The organism is Acetanaerobacterium sp. MSJ-12, from assembly GCF_018917875.1.
Lineage (GTDB): Bacteria > Bacillota > Clostridia > Oscillospirales > Ruminococcaceae > Bittarella > Bittarella massiliensis.
This window is the reverse complement of record NZ_JAHLPK010000015.1, coordinates 1-22,408: the sequence shown is the minus strand read 5'-3', so window position 1 is coordinate 22,408 and position 22,408 is coordinate 1. Positions and strand designations below refer to the sequence as shown.

The 22,408-nt window shown below is 64.9% G+C and carries 23 protein-coding genes; all 23 read right to left on the bottom strand.

The genetic code is table 11. The annotated features are described in order from the left end of the window. Positions 1–38: 38 nt before the first annotated feature. Positions 39–749 carry a UMP kinase gene (pyrH, locus tag KQI11_RS12930; protein WP_216402411.1) on the bottom strand — a complete coding sequence of 237 codons (711 nt, stop codon included), beginning with the start codon at positions 747–749 and terminating at the stop codon, positions 39–41. Positions 750–1,035: 286 nt separating this feature from the next. Then, positions 1,036–1,179 (bottom strand): hypothetical protein, encoded by a 144-nt coding sequence (locus KQI11_RS12925; protein WP_185915052.1) that lies wholly within the window; start codon positions 1,177–1,179, stop codon positions 1,036–1,038. 57 nt (positions 1,180–1,236) lie between these two features. Continuing rightward, positions 1,237–1,863 carry a thiamine diphosphokinase gene (locus tag KQI11_RS12920; protein ID WP_216402410.1) on the bottom strand — a complete coding sequence of 209 codons (627 nt, stop codon included), beginning with the start codon at positions 1,861–1,863 and terminating at the stop codon, positions 1,237–1,239. A gap of 65 nt (positions 1,864–1,928) precedes the next feature. Continuing rightward, positions 1,929–2,822 carry a ribosome small subunit-dependent GTPase A gene (gene rsgA / locus KQI11_RS12915; protein WP_216402409.1) on the bottom strand — a complete coding sequence of 298 codons (894 nt, stop codon included), beginning with the start codon at positions 2,820–2,822 and terminating at the stop codon, positions 1,929–1,931. Between the two features lies 1 nt (position 2,823). Beyond that, entirely contained in the window at positions 2,824–4,896 is a 2,073-nt protein-coding gene (gene pknB, locus KQI11_RS12910) for a Stk1 family PASTA domain-containing Ser/Thr kinase (RefSeq protein ID WP_216402408.1), read from the bottom strand. A gap of 16 nt (positions 4,897–4,912) precedes the next feature. Further along, the gene (locus KQI11_RS12905; protein WP_185915048.1) at positions 4,913–5,638 is read right to left on the bottom strand and encodes a Stp1/IreP family PP2C-type Ser/Thr phosphatase; all 726 of its coding nucleotides are present in this window, start codon (positions 5,636–5,638) and stop codon (positions 4,913–4,915) included. A gap of 12 nt (positions 5,639–5,650) precedes the next feature. After that, positions 5,651–6,679: a dual-specificity RNA methyltransferase RlmN gene (rlmN, locus tag KQI11_RS12900; RefSeq protein ID WP_216402407.1), complete on the bottom strand. Its 1,029-nt coding sequence runs from the start codon at positions 6,677–6,679 to the stop codon at positions 5,651–5,653. Positions 6,680–6,696: 17 nt separating this feature from the next. After that, the gene (gene rsmB, locus KQI11_RS12895; protein WP_216402406.1) at positions 6,697–8,001 is read right to left on the bottom strand and encodes a 16S rRNA (cytosine(967)-C(5))-methyltransferase RsmB; all 1,305 of its coding nucleotides are present in this window, start codon (positions 7,999–8,001) and stop codon (positions 6,697–6,699) included. Next, positions 7,994–8,689: a zinc metallopeptidase gene (locus KQI11_RS12890; protein WP_185915045.1), complete on the bottom strand. Its 696-nt coding sequence runs from the start codon at positions 8,687–8,689 to the stop codon at positions 7,994–7,996. Before KQI11_RS12890 ends, rsmB begins: the two co-directional genes overlap by 8 nt. A gap of 49 nt (positions 8,690–8,738) precedes the next feature. Then, positions 8,739–9,665, bottom strand: coding sequence for a methionyl-tRNA formyltransferase (gene fmt, locus KQI11_RS12885; RefSeq protein ID WP_216402405.1), 927 nt, complete (start codon positions 9,663–9,665; stop codon positions 8,739–8,741). 28 nt (positions 9,666–9,693) lie between these two features. Next, a complete protein-coding gene (def, locus tag KQI11_RS12880) occupies positions 9,694–10,197 on the bottom strand; it encodes a peptide deformylase (RefSeq protein WP_185915043.1) in 504 nt (167 codons plus the stop codon). Positions 10,198–10,286: 89 nt separating this feature from the next. Beyond that, entirely contained in the window at positions 10,287–12,722 is a 2,436-nt protein-coding gene (gene priA / locus KQI11_RS12875) for a replication restart helicase PriA (RefSeq protein ID WP_216402404.1), read from the bottom strand. A 105-nt stretch (positions 12,723–12,827) separates the two neighbouring features. Then, positions 12,828–14,045 (bottom strand): bifunctional phosphopantothenoylcysteine decarboxylase/phosphopantothenate--cysteine ligase CoaBC, encoded by a 1,218-nt coding sequence (gene coaBC, locus KQI11_RS12870; RefSeq protein WP_216402418.1) that lies wholly within the window; start codon positions 14,043–14,045, stop codon positions 12,828–12,830. A gap of 46 nt (positions 14,046–14,091) precedes the next feature. After that, positions 14,092–14,295: a DNA-directed RNA polymerase subunit omega gene (gene rpoZ, locus KQI11_RS12865; RefSeq protein WP_185915041.1), complete on the bottom strand. Its 204-nt coding sequence runs from the start codon at positions 14,293–14,295 to the stop codon at positions 14,092–14,094. Then, on the bottom strand, positions 14,289–14,897 hold the full coding sequence (gene gmk, locus KQI11_RS12860; RefSeq protein WP_059005212.1) for a guanylate kinase: 609 nt from the start codon (positions 14,895–14,897) through the stop codon (positions 14,289–14,291). The genes rpoZ and gmk overlap by 7 nt, the downstream gene beginning before the upstream one ends. Further along, positions 14,890–15,162, bottom strand: a complete 273-nt coding sequence (remA, locus tag KQI11_RS12855) for an extracellular matrix/biofilm regulator RemA (RefSeq protein WP_044992062.1) — start codon at positions 15,160–15,162, stop codon at positions 14,890–14,892. Before remA ends, gmk begins: the two co-directional genes overlap by 8 nt. Before the next feature lie 21 nt (positions 15,163–15,183). Continuing rightward, positions 15,184–16,062 carry a YicC/YloC family endoribonuclease gene (locus KQI11_RS12850; RefSeq protein ID WP_185915040.1) on the bottom strand — a complete coding sequence of 293 codons (879 nt, stop codon included), beginning with the start codon at positions 16,060–16,062 and terminating at the stop codon, positions 15,184–15,186. 1,328 nt (positions 16,063–17,390) lie between these two features. After that, positions 17,391–18,098 (bottom strand): Rv2686c family ABC transporter permease subunit, encoded by a 708-nt coding sequence (locus tag KQI11_RS12845; RefSeq protein ID WP_216402403.1) that lies wholly within the window; start codon positions 18,096–18,098, stop codon positions 17,391–17,393. Further along, a complete protein-coding gene (locus KQI11_RS12840) occupies positions 18,095–18,796 on the bottom strand; it encodes a fluoroquinolone export ABC transporter permease subunit (protein WP_216402402.1) in 702 nt (233 codons plus the stop codon). Before KQI11_RS12840 ends, KQI11_RS12845 begins: the two co-directional genes overlap by 4 nt. After that, a complete protein-coding gene (locus tag KQI11_RS12835; RefSeq protein ID WP_216402401.1) occupies positions 18,793–19,653 on the bottom strand; it encodes an ABC transporter ATP-binding protein in 861 nt (286 codons plus the stop codon). The genes KQI11_RS12840 and KQI11_RS12835 overlap by 4 nt, the downstream gene beginning before the upstream one ends. Further along, positions 19,640–20,236: a TetR/AcrR family transcriptional regulator gene (locus tag KQI11_RS12830; protein ID WP_216402400.1), complete on the bottom strand. Its 597-nt coding sequence runs from the start codon at positions 20,234–20,236 to the stop codon at positions 19,640–19,642. The genes KQI11_RS12835 and KQI11_RS12830 overlap by 14 nt, the downstream gene beginning before the upstream one ends. A gap of 452 nt (positions 20,237–20,688) precedes the next feature. After that, positions 20,689–22,086 carry an oxaloacetate decarboxylase subunit alpha gene (locus tag KQI11_RS12825; RefSeq protein WP_059005214.1) on the bottom strand — a complete coding sequence of 466 codons (1,398 nt, stop codon included), beginning with the start codon at positions 22,084–22,086 and terminating at the stop codon, positions 20,689–20,691. A gap of 33 nt (positions 22,087–22,119) precedes the next feature. Beyond that, positions 22,120–22,408, bottom strand: a 289-nt coding sequence (locus KQI11_RS12820; protein WP_216402399.1) for a biotin/lipoyl-containing protein, incomplete at its 5' end; no start/stop codon positions are given.

Sequence of the window (22,408 nt, the reverse complement as noted above, 5' to 3'; positions counted from 1 at the left end):
CGGGGCCGCCTGATTATTTTCGGGGGGATCTCTCGCCGCTAGTCCTCGCTGACGAGGGTGCCGATGTCCTCGCCGCAGAGGGCGCGGACGATGTTGTAGGGATCGCTCAAATCAAAGAGCAGGATGGGGAGGCCGTTGTCCTTGCAGAGGGAGGCGGCGGTGGAGTCCATGACCTCCAGGGAGTCGGCCAGCACCCGGGAGAAAGAGACCCGGTCGAAGCGGACGGCGTCGGGGTACTTTTTGGGGTCTTTGTCGTAGACCCCGTCCACCATGGTGGCCTTGAAGATGACCTCGGCGTTGATCTCGGCGGCGCGCAGGGCGGCGGCGGTGTCGGTGGAGAAGAAGGGGTTGCCGGTGCCGCAGGCCAGGATGACCACCCGCCCCTTTTCCAGGTGGCGCACCGCCCGGTTGCGGATGTAGGGCTCGGCCACCTGCTGCATGGGCAGGGCCGTCTGCACCCGCACCGGCACCCCCTGCTGCTCCAGGCTGTCGGCCAGGGCCAGGGCGTTGATGACGGTGGCCAGCATCCCCATGTGGTCGGCCCGGGTGCGCTCCATCTCGCCGCTGGAGCGGCCCCGCCAGAAGTTGCCGCCGCCCACGACGATGGCCACCTGGCAGCCCAGTTCGGTGCACATCTTGATGTTTTTGCAGATGTCGGTGACGATGTTGTAGTCGATCCCCATCTTTTTATCGCCTGCCAGCGCCTCGCCGGACAGCTTTAACAGGATCCTCTTGTACTTCAGTTCCATTGCTTCTCACACACTCCCACCCAGTATATTTCAAACTATATTCTACTCTATTTGCGGCACCAATGTAAAGGGAAAGCGCCCAATTCACAAATCTTTTTCATCGCCCTCGGGGCCTCTGTGGGGCCGGGCTTGTCCCCCCTCTCCGGGACTGCAAAAGGGGAAGGCCCCCGCAGAGGCCTTCCCCACTTCAGTTTTGCTCGGGTTTGATCTTGAAGATCTTCTTCAGGATTTTCGACATGAATTTGGAACTCTTGATCACGACCACCTGCATCAAAAAACCCTCCTGTCAATTCTGCATCAGCAACCCCAGGGCGATGAGCACCAGGGCGATGGCGATGACGGCGGTGCCGGCGGTGAGGCAAAACGACAGCAGCAGCCCCGCTCCCAACGTCACCATAATGAGTTTGATGACCTTGTTCCTGCCGCGCATCCGCCCCACCGCCCTTTCCGCTGTTGTACCAGTATATACAAAAGGGCTGCCGGGGGTTCACTCCCTGGCCAAAACGGCCAGCAAACACCCCTTTTTGACCGCTGCTTTGCAGCTTTTTCCGGTGATCTCGTTGCTGACGCCCAGGGGAAAATCGGGGGTCAGCAGGTGCTCGTGCAGAGGGTATTTGACCCCTTGCAGGGTGACCCCCGCCGCCTCGCCCCCGTAGGCGAAGAAGGAGAGGTAGCGGTAGTCCTCCCGCAGGATCTCCCGCTCCTCCTCCCACAAAAAGAAGATGCGGTGGCGGTCGTCGAGCAGGCAGCCGTCGGCCCCCTGCCGCTTGAGAAAATAGAGGCTTTGCAGGTTGGCCAGGGTGTGGTCCAACCGCCCGCCAGTACAGCCCAGCAGCAAAAAGTCCCGGTAGCCCAGGGCCAGCCCCCGCTTGAGGGCGATGTGGGTGTCGGTGTCGTCCTTCACCGGGTCAAAGGCCACCACCTCCACCCCTTCCATGGGGCTGCTGGCCGAGTCCAAGTCCCCCATCAGCAAGTCGGGGGTCAGGCCCACCCGGCGCAGGTGGTCGATCCCCCCGTCGGCGCAGATGACATAGTCCCGGGCGGGGTCGATCTGCCCCAGGACCCGGTCGCTCTCCAGGGGGGCCGCCCCCACCACCACACAGCGCTCTTTCACCGCTTCTCTCTCCCCTCTCACATCAGTCGGGGCCGCCGTCGCCCGGCGGCCCCGACCCAAATCATTCACGATTTTTTGCCGCCCTCCAGCTCCCAGGGGGCGATGTCCTTGACCGCCTCGTAGAGGGCGCAGTAGCTCTCGTGGCGGCTGGGGGGGATCTCCCCTGCCGCCACCGCCGCCAGCACCGCACACCCCTTTTCGCAGGTGTGGGAGCAGCCGGTGAACTGGCAGCCGTCCAGGTAGGGGGCCATCTCCCGAAAGGTGTAGGGCAGTTGGTCCTTGAGGATCTGCTCCTGCCGGTGCAGCTGCACGTCGGAAAAGCCGGGAGTGTCGGCCAGATAGCCGCCAAAGGGCAGGGGGTAGAGCTCCACCTGGCGGGTGGTGTGCCGCCCCCGGCCCAGCTTGTCGCTGATCTCCCCGGTCTCGATCTCGGGGGTGAACCCCAGGTGGTTGATGAGGGTGGACTTGCCCACCCCTGAGTTGCCGCAGAAGGCCGAGACCTTGCCCTGCAGGCAGCGCTCCAGCGGGGCGCGCCAGCCGCTGGAGCGGTAGTCCACCCGCAGGACGGAGAAGCCCGCCTTTTGATAGATGGCGGCGATACGGTCGGCCTCCTCCATGTCCAACTTGGTGAGGACGATGACCGGCTCCACCCCCTTGTACTCGGCGATGGAAATCAGCTTGTCGAGCACAAAGAGGTTGGGCGCCGGGCTGCAGGCGCTGACCACAAAGAAAAACTGGTCGATGTTGGCCACCGGGGGGCGGATGAAGCTGTTTTTGCGGGGGAGGATCTCCTCCACCCGGCCGCCCTCCCCCTCGGGGGTGAAGAGGGCCCAGTCCCCCACCAGGGGTTTGATGTGCTGGTTGCGAAAGGCCCCCTTGGCCCGGCAGGCGTAGGTCCTGCCATCGCTCTCGACGTAGTAAAACCCGCTGATGGCCTTTAAGATGAGTCCCTTTGGCATCTTACCCCTTCACCTCGCCGCCGGCGCTGCCGCCCTGGGCCGCCGACTGGCTGGAAGAGGGGGTGGGCGCGGGCTTGAAGGCGGCATTATTAGAATTATCGCGTTCGGGGATACTTTCTGCTGTCCCTGTAGCAAAGTTGACTTTATAGCTCTTATATTCAGTTCCATTGATTTCAAAAGTTATGGTAACAGGCATATCACTTTTTAAACCAGAAATTGTGACTGTGTATGAACCGCTGCCACCGTAGTTAGGGTTGATATCTCCCCCTTCACCGTTCATTTCCTTGCCGTCTTGGTAAACTTTGAGCTTTATACTTCCAATTCCTTTGGGTAACGTAACTGTGACAGGTACATCCTTCGGCTTTTCCGGCCCCTTGCTGACTTCGATGTTGACGATGGTGCCCGTGTCCACCTCGGTGCCGTCGGCGGGGTCCTGCCCCACCACGATGCCCTTGGGCTTGTCGCTCTCCACCTCGGTCACCTTGCCCAGGGTGAGGCCGACGCCCTTGAGGGCCGACTCGGCGCCCGCCTTGTCGGTGCCCGAGAGGAGGGGGACCTTCACCTGCTCCTCGGTGTCCTCGTCCTGGCTGACGTAGATGGTGACCTCGTCCCCCTTCTGCACCTCGGTGCCCTTGGCGGGGTTGGTCTCGATGACGAAGTTCACCGGCACGCTGTCGCTCTTCTTGTGCTCGATGATCGGCTTGAGGCCCTGCTTGCGCAGCGCCGCCTCGGCGGCGGAGGCCTCCATCCCGTAGACGTCCTGCACCACCAACACCTCGGGGCCCTGGCTCAGGTGCACCTCAATGGTGCCGTTTTTCTTCATCCGGGCATTGCCCTTGGGGCTCTGCTCGGCAATCAGCCCGGCCTCGATCTCGTCGCTGAAGACCGGGTCCCCCTCCTTGTACTTGAAGTCGGGGTACTTGGCCTTGGCGTCCTCCAAACTCATCCCCACTAAGTTGGGGGCGGCGACCCGGCCGCCGAAGATGCCGGTGGAGAAGATGGCCATCCCCCCGATGAGGAGCATGGCCGCCACCAGAAAGGCGCTGGCGATCCCGGCGAGGATGGCCATATTGTTGCGGCTGCCGTCGTCTTTATAGAAGATGGAGAAAAAGCCCTTCTTCTTTTTCTTCTTGCCGCCCTTTTTCTCGGGGGCGGGCTCCTCCTGCTCGGTGCGCACCTCCTTGATGGCGTCCATGTACTTGGTGGGCTCGGAGTCCACGAAGTACTTGTACTGGAAGCTGATGGAGGGGTTGCGCTTGAACTCCTCGATGTCCGCGAGCATCTCAGAGGCGGACTGGTAGCGCCGGTCCACATCCTTCTGCATGGCCTTGAGGGTGATCTCCTCCAGTCCCTCGGGGATGTCGGGGTTGAGCTGGCGGGGGGAGACCGGCAGGTCGGAGATCTGCTTGATGGCCACCGACACGGCGGTGTCCGCCTCGAAGGGCAGCTGGCCGGTGAGCATCTCGAAGAGGATGACCCCGGCCGAGTAGAGGTCGGCCTTGGCGTCGGTCTCGTCGCCGCGGGCCTGCTCGGGGCTGATGTAGTGCACCGAGCCGATGGCGCGGTCGGTGATGGTGCGGTTCTCGCTGCGGGCAAAGCGGGCGATGCCGAAATCCATCACCTTGAGGGAGCCGTCGGGCAGCAGCATAATGTTTTGGGGCTTGATGTCCCGGTGGACGATGCCCCGGTCGTGGGCGTGCTGCAGGGCCCGCAGGATCTGGGTGATGAAGTGGACCGCGTCCTTCCAGGGGAGGACGTCTTTTTGCTGGATGTACTCCTTGAGGGTGATGCCGTCGATGTACTCCATGACGATGTAGTTGACCTTTTCGCTGAAGCTCACGTCAAAGACCTTGACGATGTTGGGGTGAGACAGCAGGGAGATGGCCTTGGATTCGTTTTTGAACCGGCGCAGGAACTCGTCGCTCTCGGCGAATTCGTCCTTGAGGATCTTGACGGCCACGGTGGTGTGCTCCAGCAAGTCGGTGGCCTTGTAGACGTTGGCCATCCCGCCGATGCCGATGAGTTCCTCCACCAGGTAGCGGCCGTCCAGCCGTTTTCCAATGTACTTGTCCATTCTCTTCTCTCCCCCTTTAACCGATGAGCACGGCGGTGGCGTTGTCGCTGCCGCCCCGGGCGTTGGCCGCCTCGACGAGGGCGGCGGTGGCCTGGAAAAAGTCCGTCTCGCGCACGATCTGCAACATCTCTTCGTCCTCCAGCGGGCCGCTGACCCCGTCGGTGCACAGCAGCAGCATCTCCCCCTCTTCCAGGGGGACCTCCTCGTAGTCCACATCCACATTGCGGGAGATGCCGACGGCCCGGGTGATGATGTTGCGCTTGGGGTGGGTCTTGGCCTCTTCCGGGGCGATCTGCCCCTGCTCCACCAGCACCTGCACCATCGAGTGGTCCTTGGTCAGTTGGGCGATCCCCCCGGGCCCCAGCTTGTAGGCCCGGCTGTCCCCCACGTGGGCGATGTGGGCAAACCCGCTCTTGACCACGCAGGCCACCACGGTGGTCCCCATCCCCGCCAGGGAGGGGTCCTCCTCGATGCGCTGGCAGACCAGAGCGTTGGCCCGGTTGACGGCGGCGATGAGGAAGTTCTTCACCGTCTCGGCGCTGTACTCGCCCGAGAGGGAGCCCGCCGACTCCGCGAAGGAGTCCACCACCACCCGGCTGGCGATGTTGCCGCCCACGGCGCCGCCCATCCCATCGCAGACGCAGGACCAGATGGTCCCGTCCGCCAGGGCGCCGGACTTGGCCGCGTCCTGGTTTTGGTCGCGCACCAGCCCTTTGTCGGTATTCGATACGATTCGCAACATGGTGTTTTCCTCCTAATTGTGCTGCTCTTGCCTGCGCAGTTGGCCGCAGGCGGCGGAGATGTCGGCCCCCAGGGTCCGCCGCACCGTGGCGTTGACCCCCTGGCGGACCAGCCGCTCCTGAAAGGCGCGGATCTCCCGCTCGCTGCCGTGGGTGTAGCCGGTCTCCTCCACGGCGTTGACCGGGATCAGGTTGACGTGGCTCAAAAAGCCCCGGCAGAGCTGGGCCAGCCGGTCGGCGCAGGCCGGGGTGTCATTGACCCCGGCGATGAGGGTGTATTCAAAGGAGACCCGCCGCCCGGTCTTTTCGGCGTAGTAGCGGCAGGCGTCCAGCAGCTGGGCGATGTTGTAGCGCCGGTTGACCGGCATCAGCCGGTCCCGCATCTCGTCGAAGGGGGCGTGCAGGCTGATGGAGAGGGTGATGGGCAGCTGTTCGTCGGCCAGCCGGCGGATCTGGTCGCAGAGCCCGCAGGTGGAGAGGGTGATGTGCCGGGGCGAGAGGTCGAGCCCCTTGGGGCTGGTGACGTTTCGGATGAAGCGCAGCACCTGCTCGTAGTTGTCCAGCGGCTCGCCGATGCCCATGAGCACCACGTTGCCGATGCGCTCCCCCAAATCGCGGGAGGCGGTGTAGATCTGGGCCAGCATCTCCCCGGCGGTGAGGCTGCGGACAAAGCCCGCCAGGGTGGAGGCGCAGAAGGAGCAGCCCATCTTGCAGCCCACCTGGGTGGAGAGGCAGATGGAGAGGCCGTGCTTGTAGCGCATCACCACCCCCTCCACCATCTCGCCGTCGCGCAGGCGAAAGAGGTATTTCACCGTGCCGTCGAGCTGGGAGACCAGCTTGCGCTCCACGGCGGCGGTGGCGATGAAGCACTCCCCCGCCAACTGCTCCCGCAGGGCGGCGGGGAGGTTTTTCATCTCCGCAAAGGAGTCCGCCCCCTTTTTGTGCAGCCAGTCAAAGAGCTGGCCCGCCCGGTACCGGAGCTGCCCCCACTGGGTCAAAAGGTCCTCCAACTCCCCCTGGGAGAGGCTGCGGATGTCTGTCATTGGCCGTTCTCCTCCGCTCATTTTACTCGCCTGCACTTGGCCATAAAGAAGCCGTCGGTCCCGGTCTTGTGGGGAAAGAGGGTGAGAGTCTCCTCCTCCTTCACCGCGCCGGGGCAGGCCGGTTCGATGGGGACGCGGACAAACCGCCCGTCGTCCCGCAGGAATTTGCCGAAGACCCCCTGGTTCTCCGCCGGGTTGAGGGTGCAGGTGGAGTAGACCAGTTCGCCCCCCACCCGCAGGTGTTCGGCGGCGTTTTTGAGGATGTCCAGCTGCAGGCTGGGCAGGTCCTTCACCTCGTCGCGCCGCTTGTAGCGCAGGTCGGGCTTTTTGCCCATCACCCCCAGCCCCGAACAGGGCACGTCGCAGAGGATGCGGTCCGCCTCCCCGCCCGGGAGGGGCTGCCGGGCGTCGTGCACCTGGGCGCGCACGGCGGAGAGCCCCAGCCGCTGCGCCCCCTCGGCGATGAGGGCGGCCTTGTAGCCCTGCAGGTCGCAGGCGAGAAGCTCGCCTTCGTCCCCCATCATCTGGGCCAGGGTGAAGCTCTTGCCGCCCGGGGCGGCGCAGAAGTCGATCACCCGCTCCCCCGGCTTGGCGCCCAGGGCCAGAGCGCAGTACTGGGAGGAGAGGTCCTGCACGTGAAAGAGCCCCTCGGCAAAGCCGGGCAGGTCGGGCACCCGGCCCGCCGCCTCCAGCCGCAGGGCGTTTTCACACCCGGTCTCGGCGGTGGGGATCCCCGCCGCCCGCCAACGGGCCAGCAGGGCCGAGGCGGTGGTCTTTTGGGTGTTGACCCGCACAAAGGTGGGGAACTCGCCCGCAAAGGCCTCCAGCAGGGCGCGGCAGGTGTCGCAGCCGTAGCGCTTTTGCCAGAGCTTTGCGATCCAGGGTTCCACCGAATAGCGCACCGACAGGTCCTCCCCCTCGTAGAGGGGTTTCCCCTCCCGCAGGAAGCGGCGCAGCACGGCGTTGCAGAGCCCGGTGGCCCCGATCTGGCGCAGGGGGCCAGCCAGCTTCACCGTCTCGTTGACGGCGGCGCTGGCAGGGATGCCGTCGCAGAAGGCCAGCTGGTAGAGCCCCAGGCGGAGGATGGTGCGCACCTGCACCGAGAGGGGCCGCCCCCCGCAGAGCCGGTCGACGGCTTCGTCCAGCCGGTATTTGCAGCTGGTGACCCCGTAGACCAGCCGGGTGGCCAGGGCCCGCTGCCGGGGTTCCAGCCCGCTCTGCTCCAAGGCCTGGTCCAACACCGCCCCGGCGTAGCCGCCGGTCTCCACCCGGCAGAGGGCCTTGGCGGCCACCAGCCGCTCGCTCGTCTGTCTGTCAGTCATGGTTCCTCCGTCCGAAAAGCAAGATCAGTCGCAGCAGGTTGGCCAGGGAGACCAACAGGCTGCCCACATAGGTGAGGGCGGCGGCGCTCAGCACCCGCTTGGCGCCGGTGAGCTCCTCCCCCTCCAGCAGCCCGGCGTCGCCGAGGATGGCGACGGCCCGGCGGCTGGCGTTGAACTCCACCGGCAGGGTCACCAATTGAAAGACCACCACCAGGGAAAACAGCAGGATCCCCACGTCCACCAGCGGCCCCATCCCCATGATGAAGCCCAGCAGGATGAGGGGCCCCGAGAGGGTAGAGCCGATGTTGGTGATGGGGATGATGGCGTTTCGCAGGGTGAGGGGAAAATACCCCTGGGCGTGTTGGAGGGCGTGCCCCGCCTCGTGGGCGGCCACCCCGATGGAGGCCACCGAGGTGCCGGAGTAGACTTCCCCCGAGAGGCGGATCACCCCCGCCCGGGGGTCGTAGTGGTCGCTGAGGTGGCCGCCGGTCTCGCTCACCGAGACGTTTGTCACCCCGTTTTGCCGCAGGATGTAGAGGGCCGCGTCCTTGCCGGTAAAGCCCCGGCGGGAAAAGACGTGGCTGTACTTGGCAAAGGTGGACTTGACCCGCACCTGGGCCCAGAGGGTCACCAGGAGGGCGGGCACCACCAGCAGCAGGTAATATCGGTCGATTAGAAAAAAGGGCATTTGCAAATTCTCCTTCCCGGGGCAAGGGCGAGGGCAAGGTCAGGGCGGGTCAGCCGGCGAAGCGGTCCCCCGCCTTGACCGGGTGGCCGCGCAGAAAGTCGGCCTCGGTGGTGCGCTTGCCGCCCTCCAAGAGGACTTCTTTCAGCCGCACCCCGCTGCCGTCGCCGCAGGCGATACAGAGGGAGCCGTCGGCCACCGCGCAGCCGGGGGGCGCCGCAAAGGGGCCGGGGACCACCTCACAGGAAAAGACCTTGCACTTCTTGCCGCCGAAAAAAGTATAGGCCACCGGCCAGGGGTTTAGACCCCGCACCCGGTCGTGCACCGCCTGGGCGGGGGCATTGAAATCCAGTTCGGCCAGTTCCTTGTCGAGCATGGAGGCGTAGCAGGACTCCCCCTCCTGCGCCCGGCGGGGGGCCTCGCCCCGCTCCACCAGGCGCAAGGTCTCCACCAGCAGCTCTGCCCCCTGGGCGGCCAGCCGGTCAAAGAGCTCGCCGGAGGTCTCCTCTGGGCCGATGGGGGTGGTGGACTGGAGGATGATGTCCCCGGTGTCCACCCCCTCGTCCATGTACATGGTGGTGACGCCGGTCTCCTTCTCCCCGTTGATGACCGCCCACTGGATGGGGGCGGCCCCCCGGTAGCGGGGCAGCAGGGAGCCGTGGACGTTGACGCAGCCCAGGGGGGGCAGGTCGATGACCTCCTTGGGGAGGATCTTGCCGTAGGCCACCACCACGATCAAGTCGGGGGCCAGGGCGCGCAGTTCCTCCTGCACCTCGAGCCGGCGCAGGCTCTTGGGCTGGTAGACCGGGATGCCGTGGCGCTGGGCCAGCACCTTGACCGGGGGCGGGGTCAGCACCCGCTTGCGGCCCACCGGCTTGTCGGTCTGGGTGTAGACGGCCTTGACCGAAAAGCCATGTTCCAGCAGGGCCTGCAGGCTCTTTTCGGCAAAGTCGGGGGTCCCCATAAATACGATGTCCATCTGCAAACCGCCTTTCGCGGGAGGGGGGCTACTGCTCCCCCTCCTCCCCTTCTTGCTGGGCGATGAGTTCGGCCAGCTCTTCCTTGGTGAGGATCTGGCTGGCCTTGTCCACAAACAGCACCCCGTCCAGGTGGTCGAGTTCGTGGCAGACGCAGCGGGCGAAGAGGTCCTCCCCCTCCTTTTCCAGCACCTGGCCGGTGCGGTCCTGGTAGCGGACCTTCACCTTGTAGGGGCGGGTGACAAAGCCGAACTCCCCCGGGAAGGAGAGGCAGCCCTCCACCGCCTCCTCCTCCCCCTCGCGGGAGAGGATCTCGGGGTTGACCAGCTCCATCGGCCCCTCCCCCACGTCGATGACCACCACCCGGCGCAGAAGCCCCACCTGGGGGGCGGCCAGGCCGACCCCGTCGGCCTCGTTCATGGTCTCGATCATGTCCTCCACCAGCTGGGCCAGTTTCTCGTCAAACTTCTCCACCGGGCGGCTCTTCTTTCGCAGGAGCTCCTGCTCCTTGGTCACGATGTTGCGCATTGCCATGGTCTACCTGCTCCTTCTCTATCGCACAGTCTGTGGACGCCCCGGCCCCGAGGGGGGGCAAACGGGCGAAAATTGCCTTATCGCGTCTATTATATCTCATTGTCGGGGTGAAAATCTACCCCCACCGCCACATCCCGCAGGGAAACCTGCTGGGCCAGGGCGGCGATGGCCTCTCGCAGCAGGGCGCGGAAGGTGCGGTTGTTCTTGCACTTGACGATGATCTTGTAGCGGTACTTGTCGCTGACGCGCTCCACCAAAAAGGGGGTGGGGCCCATCAGCCGCAGGGGCACCCCCCGGTAGCTGCCCTGGGCCAGCCGCTGCAAGATCTCCATCAGCGCCCGGCCCGCCTCGATGCACCGCTCCCGCTTGGCCCCGGTGAGGCCGATCAGGCAGAGGTCGCAAAAGGGTGGGTAGAGCAGGTACTTGCGGGCCTGCATCTCCTCGGCGAAAAAGGCGTCGTAGTCCTGGCGGGAGGCCAGGCCCAGCACCCAGTTTTGGGGGTCGAAGGTCTGGATGACCGCCCGCCCCGACTGGGCGCCCCGGCCGCCCCGGCCCACCACCTGGGTCACCAGGGAGAAGCAGCGCTCAAAGCTGCGGTAGCTCTGGCCGCCCAGCACGTGGTCGATCCCCAGCACCCCCACCAGGGTGACGTTGGGGAAGTCCAGCCCCTTGGCCACCATCTGGGTGCCCACCAGGATGTCGTACTCCCCCCCGGCAAAGGCCTGTAAAAAGGCGCGGTGGGAGTCCTTGCTGACGGTGGTGTCGGTGTCCATGCGCAGGATGCGCGCCTCGGGGAAGAGGAGTTCCAACTGGTCCTCCACCTTTTGAGTGCCGGCCCCCAACAGCCGCAGGTGGCTGTCGCCGCAGTTGTCGCAGCGGCCGGTCAGCTCCACCGAGTAGCCGCAGTAGTGGCAGACCAGCCGCCCGTTTTGCCGGTGGTAGGTCAGGGGGATGTCGCAGTGCTTGCAGCGGGCCACCGCCCCGCAGCTCGAACAGACGGCGGTGGTGTTGTACCCCCGGCGGTTGATGAGCAAGATCACCTGGTGCCCCGCGCCCACGGCCAGTTGGATCTGCCGGGCCAGGGGGCGGGAGATCTCAAAGGTGTTGCCCGAGGCCAGCTCCGCCTTCATGTCCACCAGCTCCACCTGGGGCAGGGCGTTGCCGGAGTACCGCTCCGGCAGCTGGTAGAGGGCGATCTCCCCCCGCTTGGCGGCGCTGAAGGTTAGCACGCTGGGGGTGGCGGAGGCCAGCACCAGCTGCGCGGCGTGGTATTTGGCACGAAAGCGGGCCACGTCCCGGGCGTGGTACTTGGGGGAGGAGTCGGAGTGGTAGCTCCCCTCCTGCTCCTCATCCAGGATGATGATGCCGATGTTTCGCAGGGGGGCGAAGACCGCCGAGCGGGTGCCGATGGCGATGTCGGCCTTCCCCTCCTTGATCCGCCGGTACTCGCTGGCCCGCTCCCCCACCGAGAGGCCGCTGTGCAGGACCGCCACCCGCTCCCCGAAGAGGGTCTTGAAGCGGGTGATGACCTGGGGGGTGAGGGCGATTTCCGGCACCAGCAAAATTGCCTGTTTGCCCAGGCGCAGGGCGTTTTCGATCAGCTTGATGAAGACCAGGGTCTTGCCCGAGCCGGTGACCCCGTAGAGGAGCGAGCAGCCGTAGGCCCGTTTTGCCATGGCCGCCGACAGGGGATCGTAGACCGCCGCCTGGGCCGGGGTCAACACCACCCCGCCCGGGTCCTCCCGCCCGGCCACGTCGAAGACCTCGCGGTAGCTCTCCCGCTCAAAGAGGGCCAGGGCCCCCTTCTTTTTCAGGTTGTCCACCACCGTCCGCCCCACCCCGGTCTGGTAGAGCAGCTCTTTCAAGGTGGCCCCCTCCTCCCTGGTGCAGAGCCAGTCATAGACCGCCTTCTGCTTGGGGGTCAGCTTACCTGTAAAGGGAATGGCCTTGGCCCATGTGATCTGGTCCCCGCCGTAGCGGCGGCGGTTCTGGTAGTCCCGCTCCAGGGCGCCGCACTCCAGCAGCTCCCGCAGCTCCCTGGCGTCCGGCTTCCAGCCGGTCGCCGCCAGCAAATCGGCGCAGAGGAGCCGCCCCCGGCGGGCGCGCAGGGCCTCCACCGCCGACTGCTGCCGGGGGGTGAGGGCGGCGGGCAGCAGCTCCTCGCGCAGGAGGAAATACTCCTTGATGGTGATCCCCACCCCCGCCGGGAGGATGGCCTTGGCCGCGTCGTAGTAGGTGCAGAAGGTGGTCTCCCGCAGGTAGAAAACCAGCTTGAAGAGCTCCTCGTTCTCGCAGAGCTCCCGGTCGTAGACGCTGGCGATCTCCTTGCAGCGGGAGGTGTCCTCCTCCTGGCAGAGTTCCAGCACCAGGCCGCTGCGGCGCTTGTTCCCCCGCCCAAAGGGGACGGTGACCCGCGCCCCGGGGGCGACCTCCTCCCGCAGGGCGGGGGGGATTTTGTAGCTAAAGGGCTTGTCAAAGTAAAAGGCGGCATTGTCCACCGCTATTTTCGCAACCGTTTCGGGCACAGACAAAGCCGCCTCCTCTCTTCTATTTTCCATCGCGGGGCCAGGCGCGCCGGGCGCCCGCGGCCGCGGGCGCCAAAGGCCGCTCCGCCGCGCCCCCGCGCAGCTCTAGTGCTCGCCCCGCTTGGCCTGCCAGAGGGCGAGCAGCCGGTCCAGCAGCCGGTCGGCCAACTCCCCCTTTTGCAGCAGGGGCAGCTCCTCCGCCCCCTCTTTGGTGAGGAGGGTCGCCACGTTGGTGTCCACCTCGAACCCGGCGCCGGGCTGCTTGAGGTTGTTGGCCACGATCATGTCGGCGCGCTTGGAGGCGAGTTTCTTGGACGAATTCTCCACCAGATCCCTCGTCTCCATCGAGAAGCCGCAGATCACCTGGTCGGGGCGGGCGCGCTCCCCCACCGCCGCCAGGATGTCCTTGGTGCGCACCAGTTCGATGCGGCCGTCCAGCTGGTCTTTTTTCAGCTTGTCCCCCGCCGTCTGGGCCGGGGTGAAGTCGGCCACCGCCGCCGCCTTGACCACCATGTCCTGCCCGTCCAGCCGGTCCATCACCGCCCGGTACATCTCCTCCGCCGACTCGGCGGGGACCGTCTCCACCCCCTCGGGGGGAGCCAGGGACACCTTGCCGGTGACCAGGGTCACCACCGCCCCCCGGCGCTGGGCCGCGGCGGCGATGGCATAGCCCATCTTCCCGGTGGAGCGGTTGCTGAGAAAGCGCACCGGGTCCAAATACTCCCGGGTGGGGCCAGCGGTCACCAGCAGCCGCACCCCCTCCAGATCCCGCTTGGGGGGGAAGAGGATGCGGTGGATGGCCTCCACCAGGGCCGGGGGCTCAGGCAGCCGCCCCTTGGCGGTGACCCCGCAGGCCAGGTAGCCGCTGTCCGGCTCGACGATCAGCATCCCCCGCCGGCGCAGGGTCTCGATGTTTTGCTGGGTGGCGGGGTTTTCGTACATGTTCACGTTCATGGCCGGGGCCACCAGCTTGGGGCAGGTGGCGGCCAAAAAGGTGGTGGTGAGCATGTCGTCGGCCAGGCCGCAGGCCGCCTTGGCGATGAAGTTGGCGGTGGCCGGGGCCACGGCGAAGAGGTCGGCCCCCTCGGTGAGGGAGATGTGCTTGACATCCCAGGAAAAGACCCGGTCGAAGGTGTCGACATAGGCCTTGCGCCGGGTGAGGGTCTCAAAGGTGAGGGGGGTGATGAACTGGGTGGCGTTCTCGCTCATGAGGACGTGGACCTCGGCCCCTTCTTTGGTGAGGGCCGAGGCCACGTTGGCCATCTTGTAGGCGGCGATGCCGCCGGTGATCCCCAGTAAAATCTTCTTGCCGGTCAGGTCCATCATTCATCCCTCCTGCGCGCGCCGCCCGCTGTGCGGGGTGCGCTTGTCAGTCGTTTCTGCCGTCGTCCCGGATGGAGCAAACGCCTTTTGCAAACTCCATCACCGCCAGCTTCACCGGCTTTTCCACCAGGATGCGCTCCTCCTCGGCGGCCTCGTCCACGATTTCCCGGGCGCGTTTGGCCACGGCCACCACCAGCATGTAATAGCTCTGGTTGGGTTTCAGCAGTTCACTCAGTGCAGGTCTTAACATTCTTCCATCACTCTTTCCATAATTTGTCCCATGTAGCGGGAGGCGCGCTTCTGCGCTTCCATAATGGTCTCGATTTGGTCGGCGCAGCTCTCGACGGTGTCGTTGAGCACCACGTAGTCGTACAGGCCGTACTGCCGCAACTCCTCTTTGGCCACCGCCAGCCGCCGCTCGATGGTGGCGGCGTCCTCGGTGCCGCGGCCCTCCAGCCGGCGGCGCAGCTCCTTCATGCTGGGGGGGATGACGAAGAGCAGCGTCGCCTCGGGCGCCAGGGTGCGGATGTTTTTGGCCCCGGTGACCTCGATTTCCAGCAGCACGTCCTGGCCGGCGGCCAGGCTCTCCTCCACCGGCGCCTTGGGGGTGCCGTAGTAGTTGCCGCAGTAGTTGACGTATTCCAGCATCTCGCCGTCGGCGATCCGCCGCTCGAACTCCTCTTTGCTCAAGAAGTAGTACTGCACCCCGTCCACCTCGCCGGGGCGGGGGGCGCGGGTGGTGGCCGAGACCGACAGCTTCAGCGGGCGGCGGCCCATCAGCTCTTTGATGGCCGTGCCCTTGCCGCTGCCCGAGGGGCCGGAGAGGACAAACAGGATCCCGCGGTTATTCATCTTCATCCTCCTCCAGCAGGTCCTCCCCCTTGTCCAGCCGGTTGCCGATGGTCTCGGGCTGCACGGCCGAGAGGATGACGTGGTCGCTGTCGGTGACGATGACCGCCCTCGTCCGCCGCCCGTAGGTGGCGTCGATGAGCAGGCCCTTATCCCGGGCGTCCTGGATGATCCGCTTGATGGGGGCGCTCTCCGGGCTGACAATGGCGATGAGCCGGTTGGCCGACACCATGTTGCCAAAGCCGATGTTGATCAGTTTCATAGCGATTCCTTTCCGGCCTGGGGCCGCTTACTCAATATTCTGCACCTGTTCGCGCATCTTCTCGATCTCCGACTTCATCTCCACCACCAGCTTGCTGATGGCCACGTCGGAGCACTTGGAGCCGATGGTGTTGGCCTCGCGGTTGAACTCCTGCACCAGGAAATCCAGCTTGCGGCCCACCGCCTCGCCCCCGGCCAGGATCTCTTCCAGCGAGGCCACGTGGCTGCGCAGCCGCACCGTCTCCTCGTCGGTGGCCACCTTGTCGGCAAAGAGGGCCGCCTCGGTGAGCAGCCGCCCCTCGTCGATCTGGCGGTCGCCCAGCAGCTCCTGCAACTTGGCGTAGAGCCTGTCCCGGTAGGCGCTCACCGTCTGGGGGGCGGCGGCCTCGATTTTGGCCACATAGCCGAGCACCGCCTGGGCGCGGGCGAGGATGTCGGCCTTCATCCGCTCCCCCTCGGCGGCCCGCATGGCGAGAAACTCGTCCACCGCGGCCTCGGCCACCTGGGCGACCAGGGACCAGACGGCCTCGGGGTCCTCCTGCGCGCGGCGGACGGCAAAGACGTCGGGCAGCCGGGCGATGTCGGAGAGGGCGATGTCGTCGTCCACGTCCAGCTCGGCGCGCACCTCCCGCAGGGCCTGCAAATAGCCCTGGGCCACCGCCCGGTTGACGGCGATGACCTCGTCCCCCCCGTCGAGCCGCTGCAGGTAGAGGTTGACCTGAATTTTGCCGCGGGAGACCCGCTCCTGCACAAAGGCCTTTAGCCTGTCCTCCAGATAGCCGTACATCCGCGGCGTCTTGCAGGAGAACTCAAAGTAGCGGTGGTTGACGCTCCTGATTTCCAGCAGGATGTCGTAGCCGCCCAGCTGCTGCTGGCTGCGGCCGTACCCGGTCATGCTCCGAACCATCCATTCGCCCCTCTTCTCATCGTTTCACCGGCACAAAACAGCCCGCGTGGCTCCGCCTGGCGGCGGCCCGCAGGCGCCTGTTTTACTCCCTATCGCCGCCCCTAAAAAGGGCGGTTTTGTGGCGCGCCACCGGTGACTCCTGTCCCCTGGCGGGCGGGGGCGTCCGGCTCTCGTTTGGGCCGCCCCTATTTTTATCTATTTTACTATTTTGGGGCGGTCACTGTCAACCGCACCTCTTCTATTTTGGGCCGTTTTCTCCGCCAATCTGCAGTTTTCTCGCAAATTTGTTTTCCCCCTCCGCCGCCCTGCCACTCTCCTGTGGACGGGGCTCTCCACAAAAAAGGAATGGCCGCCCGCAGGCGGCCGACAAGGGAAGGAGAATACAGCGCCACTTGGCGGCGCTCTGGGCGCTATGCGGGGGACAGAGAGGGACTTGCACGCAACGGGGCAAACCCGCAGACCGCCCTTTTCTCAGCAAGGTTTTACCTGTCAGCCCCCTGTCCAGCACCTGGGCCGGTTTGCTGCCGGACGGGAGGAACTTGAGTTTATAGGTGGCGCAAGGAAACGCTCTCTGTCACCGACTTAGACAGTGAGGACGGAGTAAGACGGTTTACACCCACCACCACTGCTGGCTGGCATCTCGGTACACTGGCCAAGTGCAGAAGGGAGGCTTGCACGTGCCGGGGCAAACCCGCAGACCGTCCTTTTTCAGCAGGGCTTTGCCGGTCGGCCTTTCCCCTGCCCAGCACCCGGGCCGTTTTGCTGCCGGGTGGAAGAAGGTTGGCTTTACAAGCGGTGCGAGAAAACGTCCCCGCCGCCTTGAACAGCGGGTGCAGAGCAAAGCGGCCTCCCCCCTCCAACGCGCCGGTGTGTCGGCTGGCGCCTCGGGGCGCCGGTCAGGTGCGGAGAGAGGCTTGTGTGCAGCCGAGTGAACCTACAGACTGCCCTTTCTCAGCAGGGCTTTGCCGGTCGGCCTTCCCCCTGCCCAGCATCCAGGTCATTTTGCCGCCGGGCAGGAGAAGCTGGGGTTCACAGGCAGCGCGGGAAAACGCTCCCTGCGCCACTCCCGACCGCGGGGCGGGGTAAGACGGTCCACACCCACCACCACTGCCGGCTAGCATCTCGGTACACTGGTCAAGTGCAGAAGGGAGACTTGCACGCGGCAGAGCAAACCCGCAGACCACCCTTTTTCAGCAGGGTTTTGCCGGTTAGCCCCCCTGTCCAGCACCCGGGACGATTTGCCGCCGGGTGGGAGGAGATGGGGATTATAGGCAGTGCAAGGAAACCCTCCCTGCGCCACTCCCGACCGCGGGGCGGGGCGAAGCGGCCTACACCCTCCTCAAAAACCGCCTTGTGAAGAGGGCGATCCACAGCAGACAGGTGAGGATCCCCAGTGCAAACGAAAGGGGATCTGCACCCTCCATCACCAGTTTGCCGATCCAAAAAGAGGGGAGGAACGCCAGCCAATAGTGGTGGGGGGCCGGGACAAACCACAGCAGGATGAGTCCGGAAAAGCTGATTCCCGTCAGCTTTGAGACGGCCAGCCCCTCCACCCGATTCCCGGCCAATGAGACCACCATCATCGCCAAAAAAACGCCGGTCAGGCTGCTGACGATCGCACTTTGGAGAACGGTTTGAAAGGACAGGGGCGAGAGCTTGAAGGCCAGGGCGACCAGCAGGGTGACCCCCAGCGCCCACCCCATCGGGATGCCGATGCGCGCCAGCAGGTAGGGATACCCCGCCGAGGGGGTGATTTGGTAGAAAGCCCCCAGGCCCTCGTCCCGCTCCTCCAGAATCAGGAATGCCGAGATGATGGCCACAAACATGGGCGCGAGGCAGATGAGCATGCCGTCGGCCAGGCCGTACCACGCCGCGATGGAGAAGGAAAACCGCTCCGTCAGCGCGCGGTCGATCAGGGGGATGGCAAAGCGAAAGAACAGCCCGGCAAAAAGGGGCGCTGGGACCAGGACCAGCAGCATCCCGTCCCTCGCTATCTGCCGCAGGCCGGCGGCAAAGAGTTTTCCCGTGTTTCTCATCTGCCCTCTCCCCCTTCTGCCCGCAGGGCGTCCCCGACGCACCTGTCGGCCCAGACCAGCGCCAGCCCGAACCAGAGGGCGAGCACCCCCCACAGCCAGCCGCCCGCCCCCTGCGCCAAGCCGATGGAGCCGGCAATTGCGCGCCAGAGGGCCGTGCTCGGAACCATCTCCAAGAGCGGGTGGGAGAGCCCGAAGGCCGTCAAAACGGGCGGGGCCGTCAGGGCGGTCAGGGGGAGGATGACCACCGTCAGATAGTGGTTGACAGAGCGGGCGCGGGAGGCGACCGTCAGCCCGATGAGATTGAGCACCACCGCCCCGGCAAATACCCCCAGGGAGAGACCCGCCAGGTGAACCCCTCTCCCCAGGGAGACAAGGGCAATGAGGTCGGCCGATACCGTTGACAAAACCGCCAGGGAGACGGCCTTGGAGAGGACGTACTCCACCGGGCGGAGGGGGGAAACGCACCAAAAGCGGTGAAGTCCCTCCCCCCGCTCCAACAGCCAGATCCCGCCGATGAAGAAGATGCCCAGCATGGCGGGGTCGGTCAGGATGACGAGGGCGGCGACCGCGTCTCGATACGCCGGGGGCACCATCGCCAGCACGCCGATATAGACGGCGCTAAAAAAGGCATAGAGAAAATAAAACCCGTATTTTACCTGAAAGCGGATGTCGTTTTTCAGGGCACTTAAAAATCTCATCGCAGCCCCTTTCCGGTCAGCGCAATGAACACGTCCTCCAGCGTCCGCTCCTTGGAGTGGATGCTCGTCAGGTCGCCCCGCTGCAGCGCGGCCCGAAACGCCGGCGAGGCGCCCAGTTCGGCCAGGGCGCAACTGCCTCGGCCCTCCCCTTCGCCGTCCCGAAAGCTGTACTCCACCTCTGTCGCTCCATCTCCCCTGCGCAGTGCACAGGGGGTGTCAAGGGCCCGCACAGAGCCGTCGGCGATAAAGGCGACCCGGTCGCAGAGCTCCTGCGCGTCGTGCATGTTGTGGGTGGTGAGGATGACGGTCTTTCCCCGCTCCCTCTCCTCCCGTATCATCCCCTTCAACACCCTTGCATTCGCCGGGTCCAGGCCGCTGGTCGGCTCGTCGAGGAAGAGCAGGGCGGGGTCGTGCAGCAGCGCGCGCACAAAGCCGAGGCGCATCTTCATCCCCTTGGAAAAGCTGTCGACCCGCTTGTCTGCGTCGCGGTGCAGGCCCACCCGCTCTAAAAGCGCCATCGGGTCGGCCGTCTCGCCGGCGTAGAGGGAGGCGAAATACCGCAGATTCTCGCGCGCGGTGAATTTGCCGTAAAAGTTGGGGAACTCAAAGTCCACGCCGATGTGCTGGTAGTAGTCGCTCCGCCGCCGCTTCATCTCGATCCCGAAGACGCGGACGCTCCCCCGGTATTCCCGGAGGGTCCCCGTCAGGATCTTTTGCAGGGTGCTCTTGCCCGCCCCGGACGGGCCGAGAAAGCCGAACACCTCCCCCTGCTCTACGGAAAAATCGATTTCGCGGACGGTGTCCCCCTTGGCGGACGGGTATCGAAACGAGAGGTTTTCCACCTCAATGGTCCTCATCGACGATCAACTCCTTCAATACGCCGTCCAGAATGATTTCCATCACGGCCTGCCTGCTGTCCGCCCCCTCCTGCTGCAAATTGAGAAAGGCGACGGCCAGGGTCTGCAGGGCCTTGGTGGCGATCTCCGGCCCGCAGGCAAAGCGGATGCCGAATTCCTCCAACTTGGCCAGCTCCCGCCTGTCGTCCTGGGTGTGCGCCTCGATCGCCTCCGGGGGCAGCTTGCGGTAGAGGTAGTCGGCGGTCTCCCCGTCGGCCTGCCTGAGCATGGGGTAGCGCTGCAACTCGTCAAACATCCAGAGGAAACACCCCTTGCAGAGCGCCCTCGGCGGCAGGGCGCGGTGTTCCTTTAAAAACGCGTCCATATCGCGCCACATCTGAAGTTGCAGGTTCCCCGCAATGTCCAGATACAGGTGTTCCTTGCTGGGATAAAAGGTGTAAAAGGTGCCCTTGGCGATGCCGGTGGCCCGCACGATCTCGTCGACGGTGACCTTTTTCACCCCGAACGCGGCAAATAGCCGCTCCCCTTCTCGCATCAATCTCTGCCGGATGATCTCCCTTTCCCCGGCGCTGAATCTGGGCATGGGCCGCCCTCCAATCTATATGACTATATTTTTCTATTTGGTCATATGGATTGTACCACTTCGCCTCGCCGCCTGTCAAGGGCCATCCCATCCCCCTCCCCTTGCATTGCAGATTTCCTCCTTCCAGGCAAAGTCACCGCTGAAACAGGCGATCTGCACCAATCCCAAAAGGGCCTTATCTGGGCCCAGTCCCTCGGGGCATCGAATATCTTTTCATAATGCCCACGCCACCGCCAAACCGGCAATCGAGGACACCTCCCCCCCAGAGCCTGCCCTTCTTTTTGCGCCTTCTTCGTCCCTCCTTTCGGGAAGCCTTTCGCGGGAGCAATTTGACACCTCCGGCAGAGTTGGGGCGCGAAAACGGCAAAAAAAGACAGCCGGAAGGCTTCGTTACCTTCCGGCTGTCTTTCCTATCGATTCACAGCAGGGACTGCGCCCTTTGTGCGCTCTGCTTACAGGGGGTGGACCTTGTTCTGGGTGTCCACGTGCTCGCCGTCGATGTGCAGCTGCTTGTTGCGGCGGTTCTCGAAGAACTTGACCGCGACCTGGCCGAACTGGGCGTAGGTCAGCACGTCCTCTTCCTGCTGCATGTAGTCAGCACACTCGGCCCGCAGCTTATCCAGCTCGGGCTCGATCAGGTCGGCGGGGCGGCAGGTGATCCGCTCGTCGTCGCCGATGATCTTCTTGACGAAATCGGGCTCGATCTCCACCGGGGTGCGGCCGTATTCGCCGCGCACCAGGCCCTTGAACTCCTTGGTGACCATCTTGTAGCGCTCCCCGCCGATGACGTTGAACACCGCCTGGGTGCCGACGATCTGCGAGGTGGGGGTGACCAGCGGGGGATAGCCGGCGTCTTTGCGGACGCGGGGGATCTCCTGCAGCACCTCTTCAAATTTGTCCTCTTTGCCGGCCTGTTTCAGCTGGCTGATGAGGTTGGAGATCATGCCGCCGGGCACCTGGTAGAGCAGGGTGTTGGCGTCCACGCCCAGGACCTTGGGCGAGATCATCCCGTTCTCGATGTACTTGGTGCGGATCTTGGCAAAGTACTCCCGCACCTTGTTGAGCTGGTTCAGGTCCAGACCGGTGTCGTACTCGGTCCCGGCCAGGGCGGCCACCATTGACTCGGTGGGGGCGTGGGAGGTACCCAGCGCCAGGGGGGAGATGGCGGTGTCGATCACGTCGGCGCCCGCCTCGATGCCCTTGAGCAGCACCATGGAGGCCAGGCCGGAGGTGTAGTGGGAGTGCAGCTGAATGGGGATCTTCACGTTCTCCTTCAGGGCCTTCACCAAATCAAAGACGGTGTAGGGGGTCAACAGGCCCGCCATGTCCTTGATGCAGATGGAGTCGGCGCCCTCGTTCTCCAGCTCCTTGGCGTACTGCACAAAGTAGGGGATGTTGTGCACCGGGGAGGTGGTGTAGGAGATGCAGGCCTGCAGGTGGGCGTTCTGGCGCTTGGTGGCGCGGATAGACGCCTGCAGGTTGCGGATGTCGTTGAGGGCGTCAAAGATGCGGATGACGTCGATGCCGTTGGCCACCGACTTCTCGACGAAGTACTCCACCACGTCGTCGGCGTAGTGGCGGTAGCCCAGGCAGTTCTGCCCCCGGTAGAGCATCTGGATGGGGGTGTTGGGCATGTGTTTTTTGATGGTGCGCAGTCTGTCCCAGGGGTCTTCGTCCAAAAAGCGGATGCAGGCGTCGAAGGTGGCGCCGCCCCAAGCTTCCACCGAATGGTAGCCCACTTTGTCCATCTCGCCCAAAATCGGCAACATGTCGTCCATGGTCATCCGGGTGGCAAACAGGGACTGGTGTGCGTCGCGCAATACGGTTTCTGTAATTCCAATTTTAGCCATAAACCAGTACCTCTTTCTCCTTCCAGGTATGCTTTACTGGAGGGTCATAATCAAATCGTTGGAGTTGACCGAGTCGCCCTTCTGCACGTTGATGGAGGCGACGGTGCCGTCCTGCGGGCACATGATCTCGTTCTCCATCTTCATGGCTTCCAGGATTGCCAGCACGTCGCCCTTTTTGACGGCGGCGCCGGCGGCGACCTTGATGTCGAGGATGGTGCCGGGCATGGGGGCCTCAATTTTCACGGCGCCGGCGGCACCGGCGGGGGCGGCAGCGGGGGCCGGAGCGGCGGCAGGGGCCGGAGCAGGGGCAGCGGCGGGGGCC

Excerpts from the sequence above, each read along its gene's own strand:
- KQI11_RS12850 (WP_185915040.1), bottom strand. The coding sequence starts at position 16,062 with ATGGTTCGGAGCATGACCGGGTACGGCCGCAGCCAGCAGCAGCTGGGC.
- fmt (WP_216402405.1), bottom strand. The coding sequence starts at position 9,665 with ATGGACATCGTATTTATGGGGACCCCCGACTTTGCCGAAAAGAGCCTG.
- coaBC (WP_216402418.1), bottom strand. The coding sequence starts at position 14,045 with ATGGACCTGACCGGCAAGAAGATTTTACTGGGGATCACCGGCGGCATC.
- rsgA (WP_216402409.1), bottom strand. The coding sequence starts at position 2,822 with ATGCCAAAGGGACTCATCTTAAAGGCCATCAGCGGGTTTTACTACGTC.
- rlmN (WP_216402407.1), bottom strand. The coding sequence starts at position 6,679 with ATGACAGACATCCGCAGCCTCTCCCAGGGGGAGTTGGAGGACCTTTTG.
- KQI11_RS12905 (WP_185915048.1), bottom strand. The coding sequence starts at position 5,638 with ATGTTGCGAATCGTATCGAATACCGACAAAGGGCTGGTGCGCGACCAA.
- pknB (WP_216402408.1), bottom strand. The coding sequence starts at position 4,896 with ATGGACAAGTACATTGGAAAACGGCTGGACGGCCGCTACCTGGTGGAG.
- KQI11_RS12925 (WP_185915052.1), bottom strand. The coding sequence starts at position 1,179 with ATGCGCGGCAGGAACAAGGTCATCAAACTCATTATGGTGACGTTGGGA.
- KQI11_RS12890 (WP_185915045.1), bottom strand. The coding sequence starts at position 8,689 with ATGCCCTTTTTTCTAATCGACCGATATTACCTGCTGCTGGTGGTGCCC.
- rpoZ (WP_185915041.1), bottom strand. The coding sequence starts at position 14,295 with ATGTTAAGACCTGCACTGAGTGAACTGCTGAAACCCAACCAGAGCTAT.
- KQI11_RS12835 (WP_216402401.1), bottom strand. The coding sequence starts at position 19,653 with ATGAGGACCATTGAGGTGGAAAACCTCTCGTTTCGATACCCGTCCGCC.
- def (WP_185915043.1), bottom strand. The coding sequence starts at position 10,197 with ATGGCAATGCGCAACATCGTGACCAAGGAGCAGGAGCTCCTGCGAAAG.
- KQI11_RS12840 (WP_216402402.1), bottom strand. The coding sequence starts at position 18,796 with ATGAGATTTTTAAGTGCCCTGAAAAACGACATCCGCTTTCAGGTAAAA.
- pyrH (WP_216402411.1), bottom strand. The coding sequence starts at position 749 with ATGGAACTGAAGTACAAGAGGATCCTGTTAAAGCTGTCCGGCGAGGCG.
- rsmB (WP_216402406.1), bottom strand. The coding sequence starts at position 8,001 with ATGACTGACAGACAGACGAGCGAGCGGCTGGTGGCCGCCAAGGCCCTC.
- KQI11_RS12825 (WP_059005214.1), bottom strand. The coding sequence starts at position 22,086 with ATGGCTAAAATTGGAATTACAGAAACCGTATTGCGCGACGCACACCAG.
- gmk (WP_059005212.1), bottom strand. The coding sequence starts at position 14,897 with ATGAATAACCGCGGGATCCTGTTTGTCCTCTCCGGCCCCTCGGGCAGC.
- KQI11_RS12830 (WP_216402400.1), bottom strand. The coding sequence starts at position 20,236 with ATGCCCAGATTCAGCGCCGGGGAAAGGGAGATCATCCGGCAGAGATTG.
- KQI11_RS12845 (WP_216402403.1), bottom strand. The coding sequence starts at position 18,098 with ATGAGAAACACGGGAAAACTCTTTGCCGCCGGCCTGCGGCAGATAGCG.